The following is a 16,664-nucleotide window of genomic DNA, read 5'->3' as shown; positions in this document are numbered from 1 at the left end:
CAAAATCATGGCACCGGTCAATATTCAAAATGTTCAAAAGCGTTTCGGCTCAGTCAACGTCATCCACGGCATCGATATCGACATCGGCGATGGTGAGTTCGTGGTCCTTGTCGGCCCTTCTGGCTGCGGCAAGTCCACCTTGCTGCGCATGATTGCAGGCCTGGAAGAAGTCAGCGACGGAGAAATCCATATTGGCTCGCGTGAGGTCAGCAACCTGCCCGCCCGCGACCGGGATATCGCGATGGTGTTTCAGAACTACGCGCTTTATCCACATATGACGGTCAAAGAAANCATGGGGTTTGCGCTGAAGCTCAAGAAGGTCAGTGCCAACGAAACCGCAGAAAAGGTCAACAAGGCGGCGGCTATTCTCGGGCTCGACAAGCTACTGGATCGTTTCCCGCGCCAGCTCTCTGGCGGGCAACGCCAGCGTGTTGCCATGGGCCGCGCTCTTGTGCGTGATCCGCAAGTCTTCCTGTTCGATGAACCGCTGTCCAACCTCGATGCCAAGCTGCGTGTGCAGATGCGCGGCGAGATCAAGGCCCTGCACCAGCGCATCGGCACGACGACGATCTACGTTACGCATGACCAAGTGGAAGCCATGACCATGGCCGACAAGATCGTTGTGCTGCATGACGGCGTCATTGAGCAGATCGGCGCACCGCTTGAGCTTTACGACCGACCAGCCAACCTTTTTGTTGCCGGATTCATCGGCTCACCCGCGATGAATTTCATTCGCGGACACATCGAGGAAGGCGTTTTTCGTACGAGCAAGGGTCTCACACTGCCCTTGCCTGCAACGGCAAACCCTGCGGACCTTGGCGGGCGCGATCTCATTTACGGTATCAGGCCCGAACATATCCGCGTTGCCGAAAACGGGATTACGGGGCGCGTCGAACTGGTGGAAGGCACCGGCTCGGAAATCTATACGAAGCTGAACTGCATGGGCGAAGACGTCGCGTGCCTGTTCCGCGAGCGGCTGGATATCCGGTTCGGTGACACCGTCAGCGTTGCCATCGATCCCGCCTCCGTGCATCTGTTCGACCGGGAAACAGGCAAGCGAATCTGATCGCCCATGGATGACAACGCAAANCATCGCAAGCATGTGCTTTGCGTGGGTGCTGCTGTACTGGATACGCTGTTTCGGGTCCACGACATGCCCACCGGCCAGGGCAAGGTGTTGCCCTACGAGATGGTGCAGGTTGCCGAAGGTATGGCGTCGAGCGCAGCCTATGCCGTTCACCGCATGGGTGGTCGCGCCAGCCTCTGGGGAGCGGTCGGTGATGATGAAACAGGAAGCCGCATCCTTCGCGACCTTTCGGAAAGCGGCATCGACACATCCGGAATGACCATCGCGACGGNCGCACGCTCCGCCCTTTCGACCATCATTATCGATGACAGCGGCGAGCGATTGATCGTTCCCTTTTACGATCACAAACTGCATGAAACCAAACGTTCCTGCACGGCCGAAGACCTGTCGCCGTTCGATGCCGTACTGGTCGATGTCCGCTGGCCGGACTTGGCACTCGATGTGTTGACACTTGCCCGTTCTCTCGGCAAACCGGCTATTCTCGATGGCGATGTGGCGCCTGTGGAAACCTTGGAGCGCCTGGCGCCTGCTGCAACTCACATCATCTTTNCAGAACCCGCAGCCGAACGTCTGACCGGCACAGCCGACGTGCCCACCATGTTGCCGATCCTACATGCCCGATACCCCCAGACCTTCATCGCCGTAACAGCAGGACCTGCTGGCTGCTACTGGACAGAGCCGGGAAGTCCCGACGTTTACTTCCAATCCACATTAAAAGTGGTGGCGGTCGATACGCTGGCGGCGGGAGACGTATTTCATGGCACCTTCGCTCTTGCCATAGCCGAAGGGATGGCAAGCCGCACAGCAATCCAACTTTCCTCGGTCGCAGCCGCACTAAAATGTCAGGTCTTTGGTGGCCGCACAGGTACGCCGACACGTGCGGAAGCTGAAGCAGCGCTGAGTTTTNAAAAAAGTGGCGTCTACGAGAGGATTCGAACCTCCGACCCCAGGATTCATACCACTTCGGCTTTAACCGCCGCCCCATGAGGCGTTCGTGGTCTGGACTGTCCCTTCACCATGGACCTTGCGGCCTGTAGGTGCTGCCCTACCAGTCTCTACACCTTCACCCGGTTTCCCAGGAGCTTGGCTCGGGATTGGCATGCTGAAAGTTCAGCAAAGCGTTCCCCGAATTTGAGCAGATCGATCACGGAGTTTCCAACCGTAACCCCCAATTTAAAACCAGGAATCCTGTGCTCTATCCTACTGAGCTACGTAGACATTTCACTCGACTGCAAACAGCATTCTCCTAGCTGATATCATATTTGACATCAACCTCCTTCAATGCGTTTCCTGTTGAGGGGCCGCAAATGGGGGGNCTTCGGACTGACAGACGCTTTCAGTAGCATGCTCGTGTACCGCACGTCGCAATCCATATTTGCACAACAAGGCGGGGAAACGTTGCAACTGTGCAATTCAGCAACAGGCCTCTCGATAAAAATAATCAATCATTGCACGATCTTTTTNGGGACTAGCATCAGCGATCCGAGTTTNATAAACATGATAATTATTATCATGTTATCGGCGACCCATTCTCTGTCATATTTTGGGTCTTCCGAAAACTTTTGGAAACAGTTCATTTATGAGCAAGGCGTTGTTGCAGCTTTTAGAGACGGAGGAAGAGAACCGGCTGATGCGGTTTTTCCGTTACCGCCTTCAAGATCGTGAAGACGCAGCAGATGCAATGCAGGAGACGGCTTTGCGAGCGCTGGAAGTGTCCCAGGCGACCCTGATAGAAAACCCTCGCGCTTACCTCTACCAAATCGCGAAATCCGTTGCGCGCCTGACAATCATCCGACAATCGCGGGAGCGTCCTCTTCTCGTTTCCCTGGAAGACGGAGTGGGTGTTGCATGCGATAGACCTGACCAAGAACAGATCGTTACGGGACGCCAGCATCTTGCTGCGATGGCTGGTGAAATTGGACGTCTCCCAAAACGCTGCCAGCAGGTTTTCGTGCTCAGTCGCATTCATGGACTTCCCAACGGAGAGATCGCAGCCAAGCTCGGCATATCTCGAAACATGGTGGAAAAGCATATCATCAAAGCTTTGATTCACTGCCGCCAGGCCCGAGCTAAAATAAATAGCTGACCGAACATCAGGCCCTCGTATCTTTTNCACTCATTATATAAGGATGCACACCCCGACCCGAAATTGAGAGCGGCGATCTTCCCATGCGAAAAANCCCAGGCGACCTGATGGACGATGGTCTTGCTGAAGACGCCGCGCTTTGGGTTGCCCGCATGCAGTCTGCCGATGCTACCGAGGCAGATCATAACGCGTTTCGAGGCTGGCTCGCCTCAAATCCTGCCCACCAAGGCGCTTATGATGACATGAAGTCTGTTTGGGGGGATATGCGCGATGTCCCGTTTGCCCTTCCGGCAGATCGTCACCGGTCACGCTCCAGCAGAGCTGTCATAGCCACAGTTAGCCTTATCTGTCTTTTTNCCGTAGCGGCGTTCCTGTCTCGAGAAACGGGTATGATCGACCGACTGCAAGCCGACCACTATACCTCGATCGGCGAAACACGCGTAATAACCCTTGAGGACGGCACCGTCGTCAGCCTGAATTCCGATGCCGCTGTCCAGACACTTTATTCTGAGAAAGAACGACGCGTCGTACTTTTGAGAGGTGAAGCGTTTTTCGATGTAGCGAAGAATCCACACCGCCCNTTCATCGTGGAGAATAACGGTCTGAGGGCCAAAGCACTCGGGACGCATTACGCCGTGCGTGCTGCGCACGCGGCGCTGCCACAAGAGGTACAGGTCGAAGAAGGTCAGGTGGAGGTGGAAACCCCGACTGGCGTTACACTGCTTGGGACTGGAGATGTTGCAACGCTGGACAGCGACGGAAAAATAACCCGGTCGCGACAAGACGTGGCGAGCAATACGGCGTGGCGTGAGGGAAAACTTGTCTTTNCCGGGCAGTCGCTACAGGAGGTGCTGAGGATACTCGCACAATATCGCCATGGTCGGATCGTCATCCTTGATGACGCGGCGGCACGTCTGAGTGTTTCCGGCATTTNCGATCTCAAAGACACGGATCAGGCGCTTCACATTCTTGAAAGCAACCTACCCCTCGCCGTGACAAGACTATCGAGCATGATGGTGCTTGTGCGCTCCAGATAATTTTTTCACCATCCACATCAGGATGTCAGGTCACTTTTCACTCTAGGTCAACAGAAAGCATTGCGCGGTCGCGCAGTGAATTGCTGATCAGGCATGGAAGGGGACTAATATGACTTTGGCGAAGCGGGTACACAAACAGCTGTGGCTGACGACAACGGCGATAATTGGATTGTCTTTTGCAACTGTCGTCGGGACTGTTGACGCCNGGGCACAAAGCTCCACTGCTGCTACCCCTTTGTCGGTTCCCGCCGGACCGCTGGAAAGCGCAATCCTTACGCTTGGCCGTCAGGCCAACCTGCGCATGCTCTACCCATCCGCGATCACGAAGGGCAAGATGACGGCAGGGGTTCGTGGACCGCTCAGCGTGTCTGCAGCAGTCAGCCAGTTGCTCGCAGGTTCGGGTCTGAACTTCACGATCACCGGCTCCAACGTCCGCATTTTCGACCCNTCCGCTAGCACACAGCAGGCAGCAGTAAGCAATGATGGTTCAACGGTTCTGGAAACGATCGTCGTTCAAGGCACCGGCACCGGCGGCGTGACCGGTATCATCGAAACAAGCGGCTATGTTGCCAAATCCGGACGAACCGCAACGAAGACGGACACACCTGTCGCCGAGACGGCGCAGTCTGTGTCGGTCGTCAGCCGGAAGCAGTTGGATGACAGGCAACCTCAGAACCTGAAAGAGGCGATCAATTACACTCCTAGCGTTCGCAGTGGCGAGTATGGCGCCGAGCCGCGCTTTGACGCCTTTAAACTTCGCGGCATCGACCTAACCTACAATGGTGTCTTCCGCGACGGTTTGCGCCAGATCAGCAGTCCAAACGGTCTCTTTCGTCTGGAAACGTATGGAGCGGAAGCACTGACGATCCTGCGTGGTCCGGCAGCGTCAATCTATGGCGCAAGCAGCTCGGGTGGTATTGTGGACGTCATTTCTAAACGACCGACCGAAGAACCGTTGAGGGAAATCGAGCTGCAATACGGGTCGTATGGACGTGTCCAGGCTGCTTTTGATTTGGCTGGACCTGTTACGGATGACGGATCGGTCCTGTATCGACTGACAGGGGTCGGAAGAGATGCGCGCAACGAGGTCGAAGCGATCAAGGATGACCGCGTGATGATCGCACCGGCGATAACCTGGAAGCCGGACGAAGGCACTAAATTTACCATCCTTGGGGAGTATATGGACTCCACGACCGGCGCGACCTGGGGATATGTCAATGATGCAAACGGGGCGACGCCCGTCTATGGCGGCGACGAACGCTTTAATGATTTCAAGCAAAAGCAATGGCGAATTGGTTATGAGCTTGAACATGAATTGAACGAAAGCGTCACGCTGCATCAAAAGCTGCGTTATTCCGATCTTTCGACAGACCAGAAATATGCGTACCAGGGTTTTCCTGGGGTCGTTTATGAGGACAACAGAGGCCTTGCAACGGATACCTATCTGGAAGGCGAATTCCAAACTGGTGCCGCACAGCACAAGCTGATTGGCGGCATCGACTATAGCTTTATGGAATATCAGTCGCGCCAGGGTAGAGGAGGAACGCAGTTCACTGCGACCTCTATCTACGTTCCGACGGTTACCACCACCACAAATCAAAAGCAGAATTCAATCGGGATCTACGCTCAGGATCAGATTGAAATCGATGCATGGCGCATAGGCCTTGGTCTGCGTCACGACTGGCATGAAAGCGACTATGCGAGCAATGGCGTTGGAGGTTCACGGCGTGATAGCGAAACCACGTGGCGGGCATCGGTGGGCTACGTTACACCTTGGAATTTGATGCCATACATTAGCTACGGCACTTCCTATCTCGCAAACACAGGCGTGATCTTGGATGGTACGACCAGCCAGGCAAATCCAATGCTCGGCGAGCAATATGAAGTCGGTGTGAAGTATGAAGTTCCAGATCAGAACATTCTCATCTCTGCCGCCTATTTCGACATCGATCAGAAAAACGCCTCTCTTTATGACACCTCTTCGGGTACCTCCTTGCTGCGGCAGCTCGATCTCCGCTCACGTGGTTTCGAATTCGAGGTCACCGCTTCGCTTGACAACGGTTTGAGCTTCACTGGCGGTTACTCCTATAACGACGTTGAAATTACCAGGCAGTCTGCAGCGACTGTCGGTAATCAATTAGGTTCAACGCCGTATCATACGGCCTCGCTGTGGGCCGACTACGAGGTGCAGAGCGGCGTGCTTGAAGGGCTTGGCGTGGGAGCTGGCATACGTTACGTGGGCTCAAGCTTTGGCAACGATATTCACACGCCCGTCTACAATAACAAGCCCGGCACCTTCGTCGATGCAGCCTTGCGTTACGATCTCGGCAAACTCAACGACGCAATGGAGGGCGTGAAGTTGCAAGTCAATGCAACGAACCTGCTCAATGAGGTCAATCAGGTTTGCTCAAAAGGCTATTGCCTTTACGACGAGGGTAGAAAAGTTATCGGCAGCATAAAGTATAGCTTCTGATGTTGCAGCATGATCCCGCGCATAAAAGGCCCTCGCCAGCGTCCGTTTTTGCGGCCGTCGGCGGCCTTTATGTCGGGCAAAGCGTTATCGGTGGATTGACCTTTCTCGGCCTCCCGGCAGTCCTGAGAACTGCCGGACTGCCTCTCGATCAGATCGGACTATTGTATCTGATCGTTTTGCCATGGGCTCTGAAGTTTCTCTGGTCACCTTACATAGAGCGTTACAGGTTGCCCCGCTTTGGCAAAAACAGATCACGTATCATTGTCGGCGCTGGCGTCACCATTTGCGCGTCAGGCCTCGTCATTCTGGCGTTCACGGGGCCATCGCCCGTCAGCATGGCTATTGCCATTCTTTTCGTGGTCGCAGTGGTGACGGCAACGGTAGACATCGCGTGCGACGGCTATGCAGTCGAGACGCTGGCGGTGGAACATCACGGCTGGGGAAATGCTGCTCAGGTTGGAGGTTCGTATCTCGGCTCTGCCATCGGCGCGGGCCTGTTTCTTGTTCTTGTCGACTATTACGGGTGGCGAAATGCGACATTGGTCATGGCAGTCCTTGTCATGCTGCTCGCACTTCCCTTCATTTNCGGGCCCGCTGCGAAGGCGCAAGCTCAGACCCATGACCAGACGCCATCCATGCTGCGCGCACTTAAACGACCACAGGTCCAGGCGGGCCTGGTGATTGCGGCGGTCTACGTGGCTGCTCAGAAATGGGGACTGGCAATGCTGGGCCCGTTCCTGATCGACTACGGCTTTGATCTGGCGACTTTGGGAACGTTCAACGGTGCGGGGAGCATGATCGTGGGCTTTGGTGGGGCGCTTTTGGGTGGCTTTCTGGTGCGCCAGTACGGACCTTCGCGCGTGCTTGTTATGTCGATCATCGCCCAAACCGTACTTTNATGTGCCTTCGCCACCTTCAGCCTTCATCGCGACATCGCGCACTGGATTGTGATGATTGTAGCGATCACAAGTTCGTCCGGGATCATGTCGATTGGTTTCGTAGCACTCTATGCGTGTTTCATGGGCTGGTCCGACCCCCGTCAGGCAGGCATAGACTTCACCCTCTTCCAATGCATGGACGGCATCGTCAGCATGGCTGGCGGCATCGGCGCAGGTGCGATAGCCGAACGTTTTGGCTACCACACGTCCTTTCTAATCGCCGCGGCTGTTTCCGCGCTCTCCGCACCGGCGATTGCTCTTCTGCTGAAAAGTCAACTTGCTTCACAGCCCATGGGCCAAAACCCTCATAGGTAGAATTTATCTGCGACCGAATATTCTCGAGCTTAATGAGCGATGGAAATCCGCGCTCGGCGAAAACTGCATTCGCCATTAAACAGAAANCTCTAGGCGCCTGTTATAAAAATAAATAAATTCAATATTTTAATTATACGCCTCACACCCAGAATCAAAAACTTTCTAACCACATGAGCTTAAAAGAGCCTCCTAATATTTTTTCTTATCCCCAAAAAATCACCCTTTNAAATACTTGATTTATTTTCTCATGTTTATAAATCTACAAGAAAATTCTGGAGACACTCATGGAAGATGCAATTTATGATTTTACCGGCGTAGGCCTTGGGCCGTTTAACCTGGGCCTCGCTTGCCTTGCCAAGCCAGTACGTGAATTACGGTCGGTTTNCCTTGATCGTAACCAGGGATTCAATTGGCACCCTGGAATGCTTTTGGAGAACGCGACGCTGCAGACCCCTTTCATGGGTGATCTCGTCACATTGGCAGACCCGACCAGCCCGTTCACCTTCCTGAATTATATAAAAGAACAAGGGAAAATTTATTCGTTTTACACCAGGGAAGATTTCTTCCTGCTGCGCAACGAGTACAATCAGTACTGCCAGTGGGCTGCATCCAAACTCGACAATCTGAAGTTCGGTCACAGCGTCAAAGACGTCAGGCATGATAAGGCCACAGGCCTCTATAGATTGACAGTTGCCGACCGTCTTGGTGAGATAAAAAATATAAAAACCCGCCGACTGGTTGTGGGAACGGGTACTTCCCCTTCCATTCCAGCCTGCTGCAACAAGGTAGCGCCGCATACGACCCACTCCTCGCAGTATTTAAGCGACAAGAAGAGAACTCAGACACGCAAATCCATTGTCATCGTCGGAAGCGGTCAAAGCGCTGCCGAGATTTATTACGACCTTCTGTCGGACATCGACAGCCACGATTACAGCCTCGACTGGGTCACACGGTCGCCAAGATTCTTTCCGCTTGATTTGACGAAGCTCAATCTGGAAATGACCTCCCCCGACTATGCCCGCTACTTCCATAACCTGCCGGATGAAACGCGAGACCGTGTTTTACAGGAGCAGTCGGCATTGTTTAAGGGGATCAATGCGAGCCTTTTGAAAGACATTTACGATCTTCTCTACCGCAAAAGCCTGAAAGGAAATGTCGAGACCAACCTCATTCCCAACAGCGAGTTGATGGAGGTGCATCACTCACCGGCGAGGCAGGAATTTTCGCTGGAATTCAGGCAACGGGAGCAGGACATTACGTTCACACGCCAGGCGGACGCGGTCATTCTCGCAACCGGCTATAACTACAAGGAGCCGGAGTTTCTGAACGGCATTGCGGAGCGTCTGAAGCGAGACGGTAAAGGCAGGCTGGACGTAGGGGCCAACTATACGGTCGATCATAACGCTCGTGAGATCTTTGTTCAAANCCTCGACATTCATACGCATGGTTTCGTTGCGCCTGATCTTGGTATGGCCTGCCTGAGAAATGCGACGATCCTTCGCGAGATCGCCGGCTATGAGGTTTATCCCATCGAGCATGATACCGCGTTCCAGACTTTTGACGTCAGTGCTTTAAATGATCCTAAATCGGCACGCGTGGTGGCGTGATGCTGAGAATTGCTCTTCTGGTGATGACGGCCATCGCGGTCATCAGCGACACGATGCTTTNGCCCTATTACCCGCAGTTGTTTGTGGCGCGCTTTGATATTTCATCATCCTTCACCGTCGGCGCATATCTTGCATCGATCTCTTTGGCCGTCATGCTGGCCTTTCCAGCATGGGTCGCAGTCGCGAAGCGGCATGACACGATTGCAGTTTTGATCTGGACCCAGGTGGCGGCGGCGGGTTTCAGCCTTGCCTGCTACTGGGCGACAGACATTGCCAATTTCTGGATATTTNCAGTTTTGATGGTGTGCTTTAAGGCAAGCTACCTGTTGATGTACCCTTACGTCATCGCCATGCAGCCCATCGAAAAACACGCAGCGACCATCGGCGCGCTGGCCGTTATCGTCCATTTCGGAGGGATCATCGGCGCGGTATCCGGTGGCTATGTCGTGGAATCCTACGGATACGCCCTGCCCTATGTCGCCATGGCCGTAGGCGATATCGTTCAGGCCATCATTTGTGCCGTTTTGCTTAAAACTGCATCTGTAGCACGCGCCCGCCAGTCAAGCATGGACGACGCTCAACAACGCACTGTCGTGACGCAAGAGGACCGGAAACAGTTCGTCTTGCTTCTATTGGTGATGTTCGCCTTCTATTTNGGATTTNACATGTCGATGCCATTCATGACGGTGTGGTGGCAGTCCATTGCAACGGACGCTTTGCCCCACTGGACAGGTGTCGTTTACGCAATCCCTGGCTTCGTGGCCGTCGCAATATTGGCCTATGGCCACTGGCGCGGCGGCACCCGCTATGTCTGGCGGCACAACGAAGCAGGCCTTGCTCTCACAATGCTCGGCCTTGCCATACAGGCTGTGCCGAACGAAGCCTGCATCGTCATTGGTCGTATCATTNACGGAATCGGCCTTTACCAGGTCACCGTCGGTCTTGATGCGCTGTTTTNCGAGCGCGCCCAAAAGGCTCATTATGCTTCAGGATTCAGCCTCATCAACATCGCACGCAACAGCGGTGTCATGCTTGCTGCTTTGGCAAGCGGAATACTGACCCAGCAATTTGGCGAAGGCATCACGTTCCTTGCCGCAGCTTTCTTCGTCCTGGCAACGCTGCTTCTTTACGGCGCCACGCTTCGACAAAATCTGGCGGGTTCAAGCACCCGCACGAAACTCGCCTGACAAGGGGATGACAATGCTCAACAAGAAGATCTCGATCACAACAGAACGACCGGCGGTTTTTGCCCAGCATCACCAGCATGTGGGCGAGCTTAGTCTCAGCTTGCTGGACCCCGAAGAAGACAGCGCAAACCTTCATGACTGGTTCACTCGCGACTATGCGCGGTTCTGGAACATGGCGCATTGTTCAAAAGACGAGATCGCGGCGTTTTACACAAAGCTGAATGCCAGCGGACACGCGGCAAGCTATATGGGCTTTTNCCAGGGCGAGCCGACCTTCATCGTGGAATCGTACGATCCTCGACACGATCAGGTTGGCAAGCACTATGACCTGGAGACCGGCGATTGGGGAATGCATTTCCTCGTCGCGCCACCACGCCAGAAAATTCCCGGTTTCACGCTCAGCATCATCCGTACGATCCTGAGCTTTCACTTCAGCAACCCTCTCATACAGCGCCTGGTCGTTGAGCCGGACATCCGAAATGAGAAGGTTCATGAACTCAATCGAAAAGTCGGCTTCATCAGCGCCAGACCAATAGAGCTGGAAGAAAAAACCGCGCTTTTGTCATTCGTAACGCGCGATGCTTTTTACAACACTCTCGAACAGGACATAAAAGAATGAATATCTCCGCGTTCCAAACCACATCATTTCCACCTGAAANGGCCTCAGCACATCTCGGCCCGCTGGTGTGGGAAGACGTCAACAGGCACCTCGTGCACAAAGCACTGGCGGAGTTTTCACACGAGCTGATTTTGTCACCTACCCTTGTTTCGACAGAGGGGGCTTGGGGGACATACGAGGTTCGCCCGGAAGAGAACGGCGACACCGTTTACACATTCAAAGCCAGACGACTTGCCTTGGACCATTGGTCCATAGACCCGGCAACAATCGAGAAAAAGAGTGCAGGCAAGCCGACACCTCTCGATGCTCTTTCGCTGATCCTTGAATTTGCAGAGGTATTGGGCATACGCGAAGCCATGCTTCCGACCTATCTGGAGGAGGTCTCCACGACACTTTACGGCGCGTCATACAAGCGGGAGGAGCGCCATATTTCATCACGGCAGCTCGCTTTGGCGGACTATCAGACAATCGAGGCGGGCATGACCGAGGGACACCCCACTTTCATCGCCAATAACGGTCGCATTGGTTTCGACGCTGTCGATTATCGGCTCTATGCTCCAGAAGCCGCCCATCCGGTTCAGATCGTCTGGCTTGCGGTGAGCAAGGAGCGGGCAACGTTCACCTCGATCACGGCGCTAGATTACGACCGCTTGATCAGCTCCGAACTCGATGAAGCCACGTTGCACAGCTTCGAGACGCGGCTGACGCGGCTTGGTCTTGATCCTGATAATTACTGGCTGATGCCAGCCCATCCGTGGCAATGGTTCAACAAACTTGCCATCACCTTTGCAGCAGATGTCGCGCGACGTTACATCGTGTGCCTGGGATATGGCAGTGACAGCTACAACGCCCAGCAATCGATCAGGACATTTTTCAACACCACCGACAACCGCAAGCATTACGTAAAAACCGGTATTTCCGTTTTGAACATGGGCTTCATGCGCGGCCTTTCGCCGAAATACATGCTGACGACCCCNGCCATCAACGAATGGCTCGACGAGCTGATTTCAGCTGACGATTATTTGCGCCAGAACGGTTTCAGCATCCTGCGGGAAGTCGCCGCTATAGGCTACCGCTACCAGTATTATGATCAAGGGCTGAAACTGGATTCAGCCTACAAGAAAATGCTCTCGGCGCTATGGCGAGAAAGCCCCCTGCCGCGCCTGCGTGCAAACGAACGTATCATGACCATGGCGGCCGTGCTTCATAAGGACAAGGACGGCATATCTCTCGTGTCGGAACTGATCGCTGCATCAGGTCTGGATGCGGAAGACTGGGTATCGGCCTATCTGAAAGCCTATCTGGCGCCCCTCATTCATTGCTTCTACCGCTATGATTTGGCCTTCATGCCGCATGGCGAAAATCTGATCTTGGTTCTTGAAGACAATGTGCCTGTCCGGGCCATCATGAAGGATATCGGTGAGGAAATCGGCATTCTGAACGGATCGATAGACGTGCCTGCCGAGATATCTCGGATATCCTACACGCTAGACGAAAAAATGAAGCCAAATTGCATCTTCACCGACGTGTTCGACTGCTTTTTCCGTTATCTGTCCGCAATCCTGCATGAGACGGAGACGTTGCACGAAGATCGTTTCTGGGGCCTCGTCGCAGAGTGCATTCGTACCTATCAAACAGAGCACCCAGAATATGCTGACAAATACCAGCGCTACGACTTCTTCGCGGATCGGTTCGTGCGCAATTGCTTGAACAGGCTGCAACTCAACAACAATCAACAAATGTTGGACCTGCTCAACCCTGAAGATAGCCTGCAATATATCGGAGAGCTGGAAAATCCCTTGGCGCGCTTTCGCTAAGGCATCGCTTTTGATCAGGTGCGGGCCGTGAGGGCTCGCACCATTTATTGCTGACAGCATCCTCCTGCGTGATTGTTTTCGGGCCGATGATTTCGCCCTATTCGCCTGCCAAACTTGATGTGTTGCCGGTCAACAGAGATGCTACGCAGAAACTTCTGCGAGCATTTCCTCTTTGAATATCCAGCCGGTTATGCCATCGAGATCCAGAGATTCACAATCCAGATGTGGCAAAGCTTTTCCAATGAACAATGACGACCTAGATGGCTTCCTTTCTCGCGCACACGAGTTCGGTGCCGCTCAGCTTTTCGCCCTGCCTGACGCATCCATCGTCGATCTCGCGACAGGCTATATTCCGCTACTCGTCAATTTCACATTCGAGGATAGGGCGGTTAAGGTGCTGCCCAAACTGACCGCTCCGGCGGAGCTTGAACCCGCCATCTACTTCTCTGCGCTAGAANTGGTGCGTGATCATCCGGCAGTCGTTCTCACTGGAGAGACTGGAAGCGGTAAGACTACCTTTGCAAAGCATCTGGCTTATTCGTTGGCACAAGGCGCCTCTGCGCTGGCGCCACGTCCGGTTCCACGCAACGATCTCGGCGCGGTGCATGATGAGCATTGGACGCTGGACGGTATGCTGCCGCTTTATATTTTTGTCGAGCCTTCAAAAACGTTCGATGAGTTGCTTGCGTCTTCAACTGCTGCTTCCGTCTCTTCGGACAAGAAATTTTTGCTGATCCTCGATGGCATCGAGGTGGCGGGTGACGCTGGGGGTCGATTGCTGACCGATGCGCTGGCGTTCCAGAGCACCCGTCCCGGTACAAAGCTGCTCGTACTTGGAGAAATCTCTGTCGTCAAAAACTGGTCACTTCCGGCGGACTGTGTACGCTATGATCTGTTGCCGCTGTTGAAAATTCAACGCCGGGAAGCAGCATCGAGACTGGCTGGCCTCGACCTTGAAACGTCGGGCATCGCCCTTGGCAATGCCGCCGCCCACCCGGCGCAATTCATCATGGCCATGCATGGCGGCGATGCTGGTAACAGCGCAGAGGCCATCACTGACAGCTGGCTCGCAAAAGTTGCTGGCGATGCCCAGACGAGCGAACTGTTTTGCGGATTGGCGTTCGATGCGCTGACCGCCGAGGTTGATGACCCCACCATCATCCCNATCACGCGTGTGCGCCAATTGCTCGCTTCGGTCCATCTGGTTACCCAGCCAGTCAACGTCGCAGTCGAAAACTATCGCAAGAAGCCAGCCCTTTGGGCACCCGTCATGACCAGCCTTGCCGCGCGTCTATCCGGCACAGATGCCGCCAGCGCCTTGATCGAAGCACTGATCAAGGGCAGCGGTGACGAGGTTCTGAGGGGCGCGCTGCTGGCGGCGGATATTGTGGACGAAGCAGGATCATTGCGCGATCGCATCGCAGGACATTTACTCACCATCGTCAACGAGGGCGCTCTTTCCCCACCGGAGCGTGACGTTGCAGGCAGCACGCTGTCACGCTGGAGATCCTCTGGCGCTTCATCTTAGGGTCTGATAACCGTTCCAATTCTGCGACGCCTCATAACGTCACCGTAGCAGCCGACCTGAGAAGCCAGATCGGCGTCCGCTGCAAGGCATTCATCAGTAAGGTGCAATGCCACCGGGTGCCATAGCAACAGACTGTGATGCGGGCGTACCGGACATGACGACGATCGGTGTTCCATCTGGAACGCGGCTATAGAGGTCGACAATGTCCTGGTTCATCAGTCGGACGCAGCCCGAAGACACCGACTTCCCAATCGTCCACCACTCAGGCGAGCCGTGCAGGCGATAGATCGTATCCTGCCCATCCTTGAAGATGTAGAGGGCGCGGGCGCCAAGCGGATTTTTAAGGCTTGGCTCCATGCCACCGTTTGCGGCGCTGTAAGGCTGCAATTCCGGTTGACGGGCAATCATTTCATCCGGCGGCGTCCAGCGCGGCCACTGGCGTTTATATTGGATGACGCCCCTGCCCGCCCACTCGAACCCGGCGCGACCGAGGCCCACGCCATAACGCATGGCCTGATTACCCTCATAGGTCAGATAAAGGAAGTGATTGGCCGTATCGACCACAATCGTGCCCGGGCGTTCGCCGGTCGGATTATCGACCATCTGCCGGTAAAACCGCGGATCGATTTTTNCATAGGGTATAGCAGGCAGCGGGAATTGCTCATCCAGCTTCGGCCCGTAAATTTCAGCGTAGAAGGGATCTGCGACAGGTCGTGCCGTCTGCGCGACCTCGCGGGGCGTCGTCGTGCATCCGGCAAGCGCGGTTACGGCAAGGCCTCCCGTACCTAAAAGGAAAGACCTGCGGGTGGTGTCATACATTTTCAATCGATGTCCTTAAGATTATCTCGCACCCGCAAACGGGTCTGCCAAGGCCGCATCAGGGCGGCTGATGGGGTATTTCGTGCCGGAAACTTTTTCCGCCATGCTTTTCGCACCATTGTTTTTCAAAATGGCGCGGAAGCTCGGATGCATTCCTCCGTCGACATAGGAGTTCAGGGCGCTGGACGTTCCCTGGTTCAACGCAACGGCCAGTTTCTGCTGTTCGGCGTCAAGCTTCGCGGCAACTGCCGGTTCTGGCTGATTTATGATCTGGGGGCAGCTAGCAAGCGGGTCGGATGGCTCCCCACCTACAAACTCGCTGTTGAAGACATAGCGGCGGCCACAAACGGACACTTTCGGCTGGCGTCTGGTTAATTCGAAGGTGTCGGACCCTTCCTTCAATGTCTTCCAGAACGGAAAGTTGGCATCGTCCTTATATGCCGCCATATTCCGCGCCGTCATGCGGAATGGATAGGCCTGGACCTGAAACTGGTTCTGCCCGCCCTTCAGGGCTCTGTCGACAATCGCGTAGATTTCGCCGACTTGCTGATCCGTCATCGCGTAGCAGCCGGATGAAGAGCATGCGCCGTGTACCATCAATGCTTCACCGGTGTAGCCGAGTGCAGATTCCAGACGGTTCGGGTAACCGAGATTGAANGACACGAAATATTGCGAATTCGGATTCAGCATGCCGGAAGAGACATGATAGAAACCCTCTGGCGCTTGTCGATCTCCGCTCTTGGTCTTGGGACCAAGTTTCCCTGACCACCGGCACATTGGGTAGGTTTTGAACAGCGCATATCCACCCGTTTTATCGACCTTCCAGACTTCGAGTTCGCTCTCTTGCTTGAAGATGCGGACAAGAACGGGGCTTTCCGGCTTCATGCCTTTTGCAGACATGGATGCAGCAACTTTCGAGGATAGCTTCGGCGGTGCCTTGCTGGCGCTGTCGAGTCCCATTGATGTACAGGCAGCCAGCGCGCTGCACAGCACAGCGACTGCTGTGGCTTTCACCAACAGATCGATTAGGCTCCGTAGCCTCGCAGGTACGAACCTCGAAAGTCTTGAATCAGTCATTAAAACGCCTTGCCCGCCTCTTTAAGCGAAACCGTACATAGAGAAGTTGGCCGCATGACGGCAACCAACAATCA

The 16,664-nt window shown here is 54.5% G+C and carries 13 protein-coding genes; 11 read left to right on the top strand and 2 right to left on the bottom strand.

Annotated elements, in window-relative coordinates:
• The first annotated feature begins 7 nt into the window (after window positions 1–7).
• From CUC55_RS13170 to CUC55_RS23425, 11 genes are all read left to right on the top strand, one after another.
• Window positions 8–1,066 (top strand): ABC transporter ATP-binding protein, encoded by a 1,059-nt coding sequence (locus CUC55_RS13170; RefSeq protein WP_103088144.1) that lies wholly within the window; start codon window positions 8–10, stop codon window positions 1,064–1,066.
• Window positions 1,067–1,072: 6 nt separating this feature from the next.
• Window positions 1,073–2,074, top strand: coding sequence for a sugar kinase (locus CUC55_RS13165; protein ID WP_103088143.1), 1,002 nt, complete (start codon window positions 1,073–1,075; stop codon window positions 2,072–2,074).
• Window positions 2,075–2,666: 592 nt separating this feature from the next.
• Window positions 2,667–3,173 (top strand): sigma-70 family RNA polymerase sigma factor, encoded by a 507-nt coding sequence (locus tag CUC55_RS13160; protein ID WP_067647962.1) that lies wholly within the window; start codon window positions 2,667–2,669, stop codon window positions 3,171–3,173.
• Window positions 3,174–3,256: 83 nt separating this feature from the next.
• The gene (locus CUC55_RS13155) at window positions 3,257–4,210 is read left to right on the top strand and encodes a FecR family protein (RefSeq protein ID WP_103088142.1); all 954 of its coding nucleotides are present in this window, start codon (window positions 3,257–3,259) and stop codon (window positions 4,208–4,210) included.
• A 109-nt stretch (window positions 4,211–4,319) separates the two neighbouring features.
• On the top strand, window positions 4,320–6,683 hold the full coding sequence (locus tag CUC55_RS13150; RefSeq protein ID WP_245417756.1) for a TonB-dependent siderophore receptor: 2,364 nt from the start codon (window positions 4,320–4,322) through the stop codon (window positions 6,681–6,683).
• Window positions 6,683–7,936, top strand: coding sequence for an MFS transporter (locus CUC55_RS13145; RefSeq protein WP_103088141.1), 1,254 nt, complete (start codon window positions 6,683–6,685; stop codon window positions 7,934–7,936). The genes CUC55_RS13150 and CUC55_RS13145 overlap by 1 nt, the downstream gene beginning before the upstream one ends.
• Window positions 7,937–8,220: 284 nt before the next feature.
• Window positions 8,221–9,543 (top strand): lysine N(6)-hydroxylase/L-ornithine N(5)-oxygenase family protein, encoded by a 1,323-nt coding sequence (locus CUC55_RS13140; protein WP_103088140.1) that lies wholly within the window; start codon window positions 8,221–8,223, stop codon window positions 9,541–9,543.
• Window positions 9,543–10,730, top strand: a complete 1,188-nt coding sequence (locus tag CUC55_RS13135; protein WP_103088139.1) for an MFS transporter — start codon at window positions 9,543–9,545, stop codon at window positions 10,728–10,730. Before CUC55_RS13140 ends, CUC55_RS13135 begins: the two co-directional genes overlap by 1 nt.
• A 7-nt stretch (window positions 10,731–10,737) precedes the next feature.
• Complete coding sequence (locus CUC55_RS22750; RefSeq protein ID WP_157940956.1) at window positions 10,738–11,349, top strand: GNAT family N-acetyltransferase; 612 nt, start codon at window positions 10,738–10,740, stop codon at window positions 11,347–11,349.
• Complete coding sequence (locus CUC55_RS13130) at window positions 11,346–13,166, top strand: IucA/IucC family protein (protein ID WP_157940955.1); 1,821 nt, start codon at window positions 11,346–11,348, stop codon at window positions 13,164–13,166. The genes CUC55_RS22750 and CUC55_RS13130 overlap by 4 nt, the downstream gene beginning before the upstream one ends.
• Window positions 13,167–13,356: 190 nt before the next feature.
• Complete coding sequence (locus CUC55_RS23425; RefSeq protein ID WP_425352829.1) at window positions 13,357–14,694, top strand: nSTAND3 domain-containing NTPase; 1,338 nt, start codon at window positions 13,357–13,359, stop codon at window positions 14,692–14,694.
• Window positions 14,695–14,787: 93 nt separating this feature from the next.
• On the opposite strand, the gene CUC55_RS13115 is transcribed toward CUC55_RS23425, so the two are convergent.
• Window positions 14,788–15,513 carry a L,D-transpeptidase gene (locus CUC55_RS13115; protein WP_103088137.1) on the bottom strand — a complete coding sequence of 242 codons (726 nt, stop codon included), beginning with the start codon at window positions 15,511–15,513 and terminating at the stop codon, window positions 14,788–14,790.
• Window positions 15,514–15,534: 21 nt separating this feature from the next.
• Window positions 15,535–16,590: a L,D-transpeptidase family protein gene (locus tag CUC55_RS13110; protein ID WP_067647931.1), complete on the bottom strand. Its 1,056-nt coding sequence runs from the start codon at window positions 16,588–16,590 to the stop codon at window positions 15,535–15,537.
• Window positions 16,591–16,664 lie beyond the last annotated feature (74 nt).

It is taken from the genome of Agrobacterium bohemicum (assembly GCF_002896715.1).
In the GTDB taxonomy this organism is placed as follows: Bacteria; Pseudomonadota; Alphaproteobacteria; order Rhizobiales; family Rhizobiaceae; genus Agrobacterium; species Agrobacterium bohemicum.
The sequence above is the reverse complement of the archived record's forward strand: the minus strand, read 5'-3'. Positions and strand labels throughout refer to the sequence as shown.

Excerpts from the sequence above, each read along its gene's own strand:
- CUC55_RS13160 (WP_067647962.1), top strand. The coding sequence starts at position 2,667 with ATGAGCAAGGCGTTGTTGCAGCTTTTAGAGACGGAGGAAGAGAACCGG.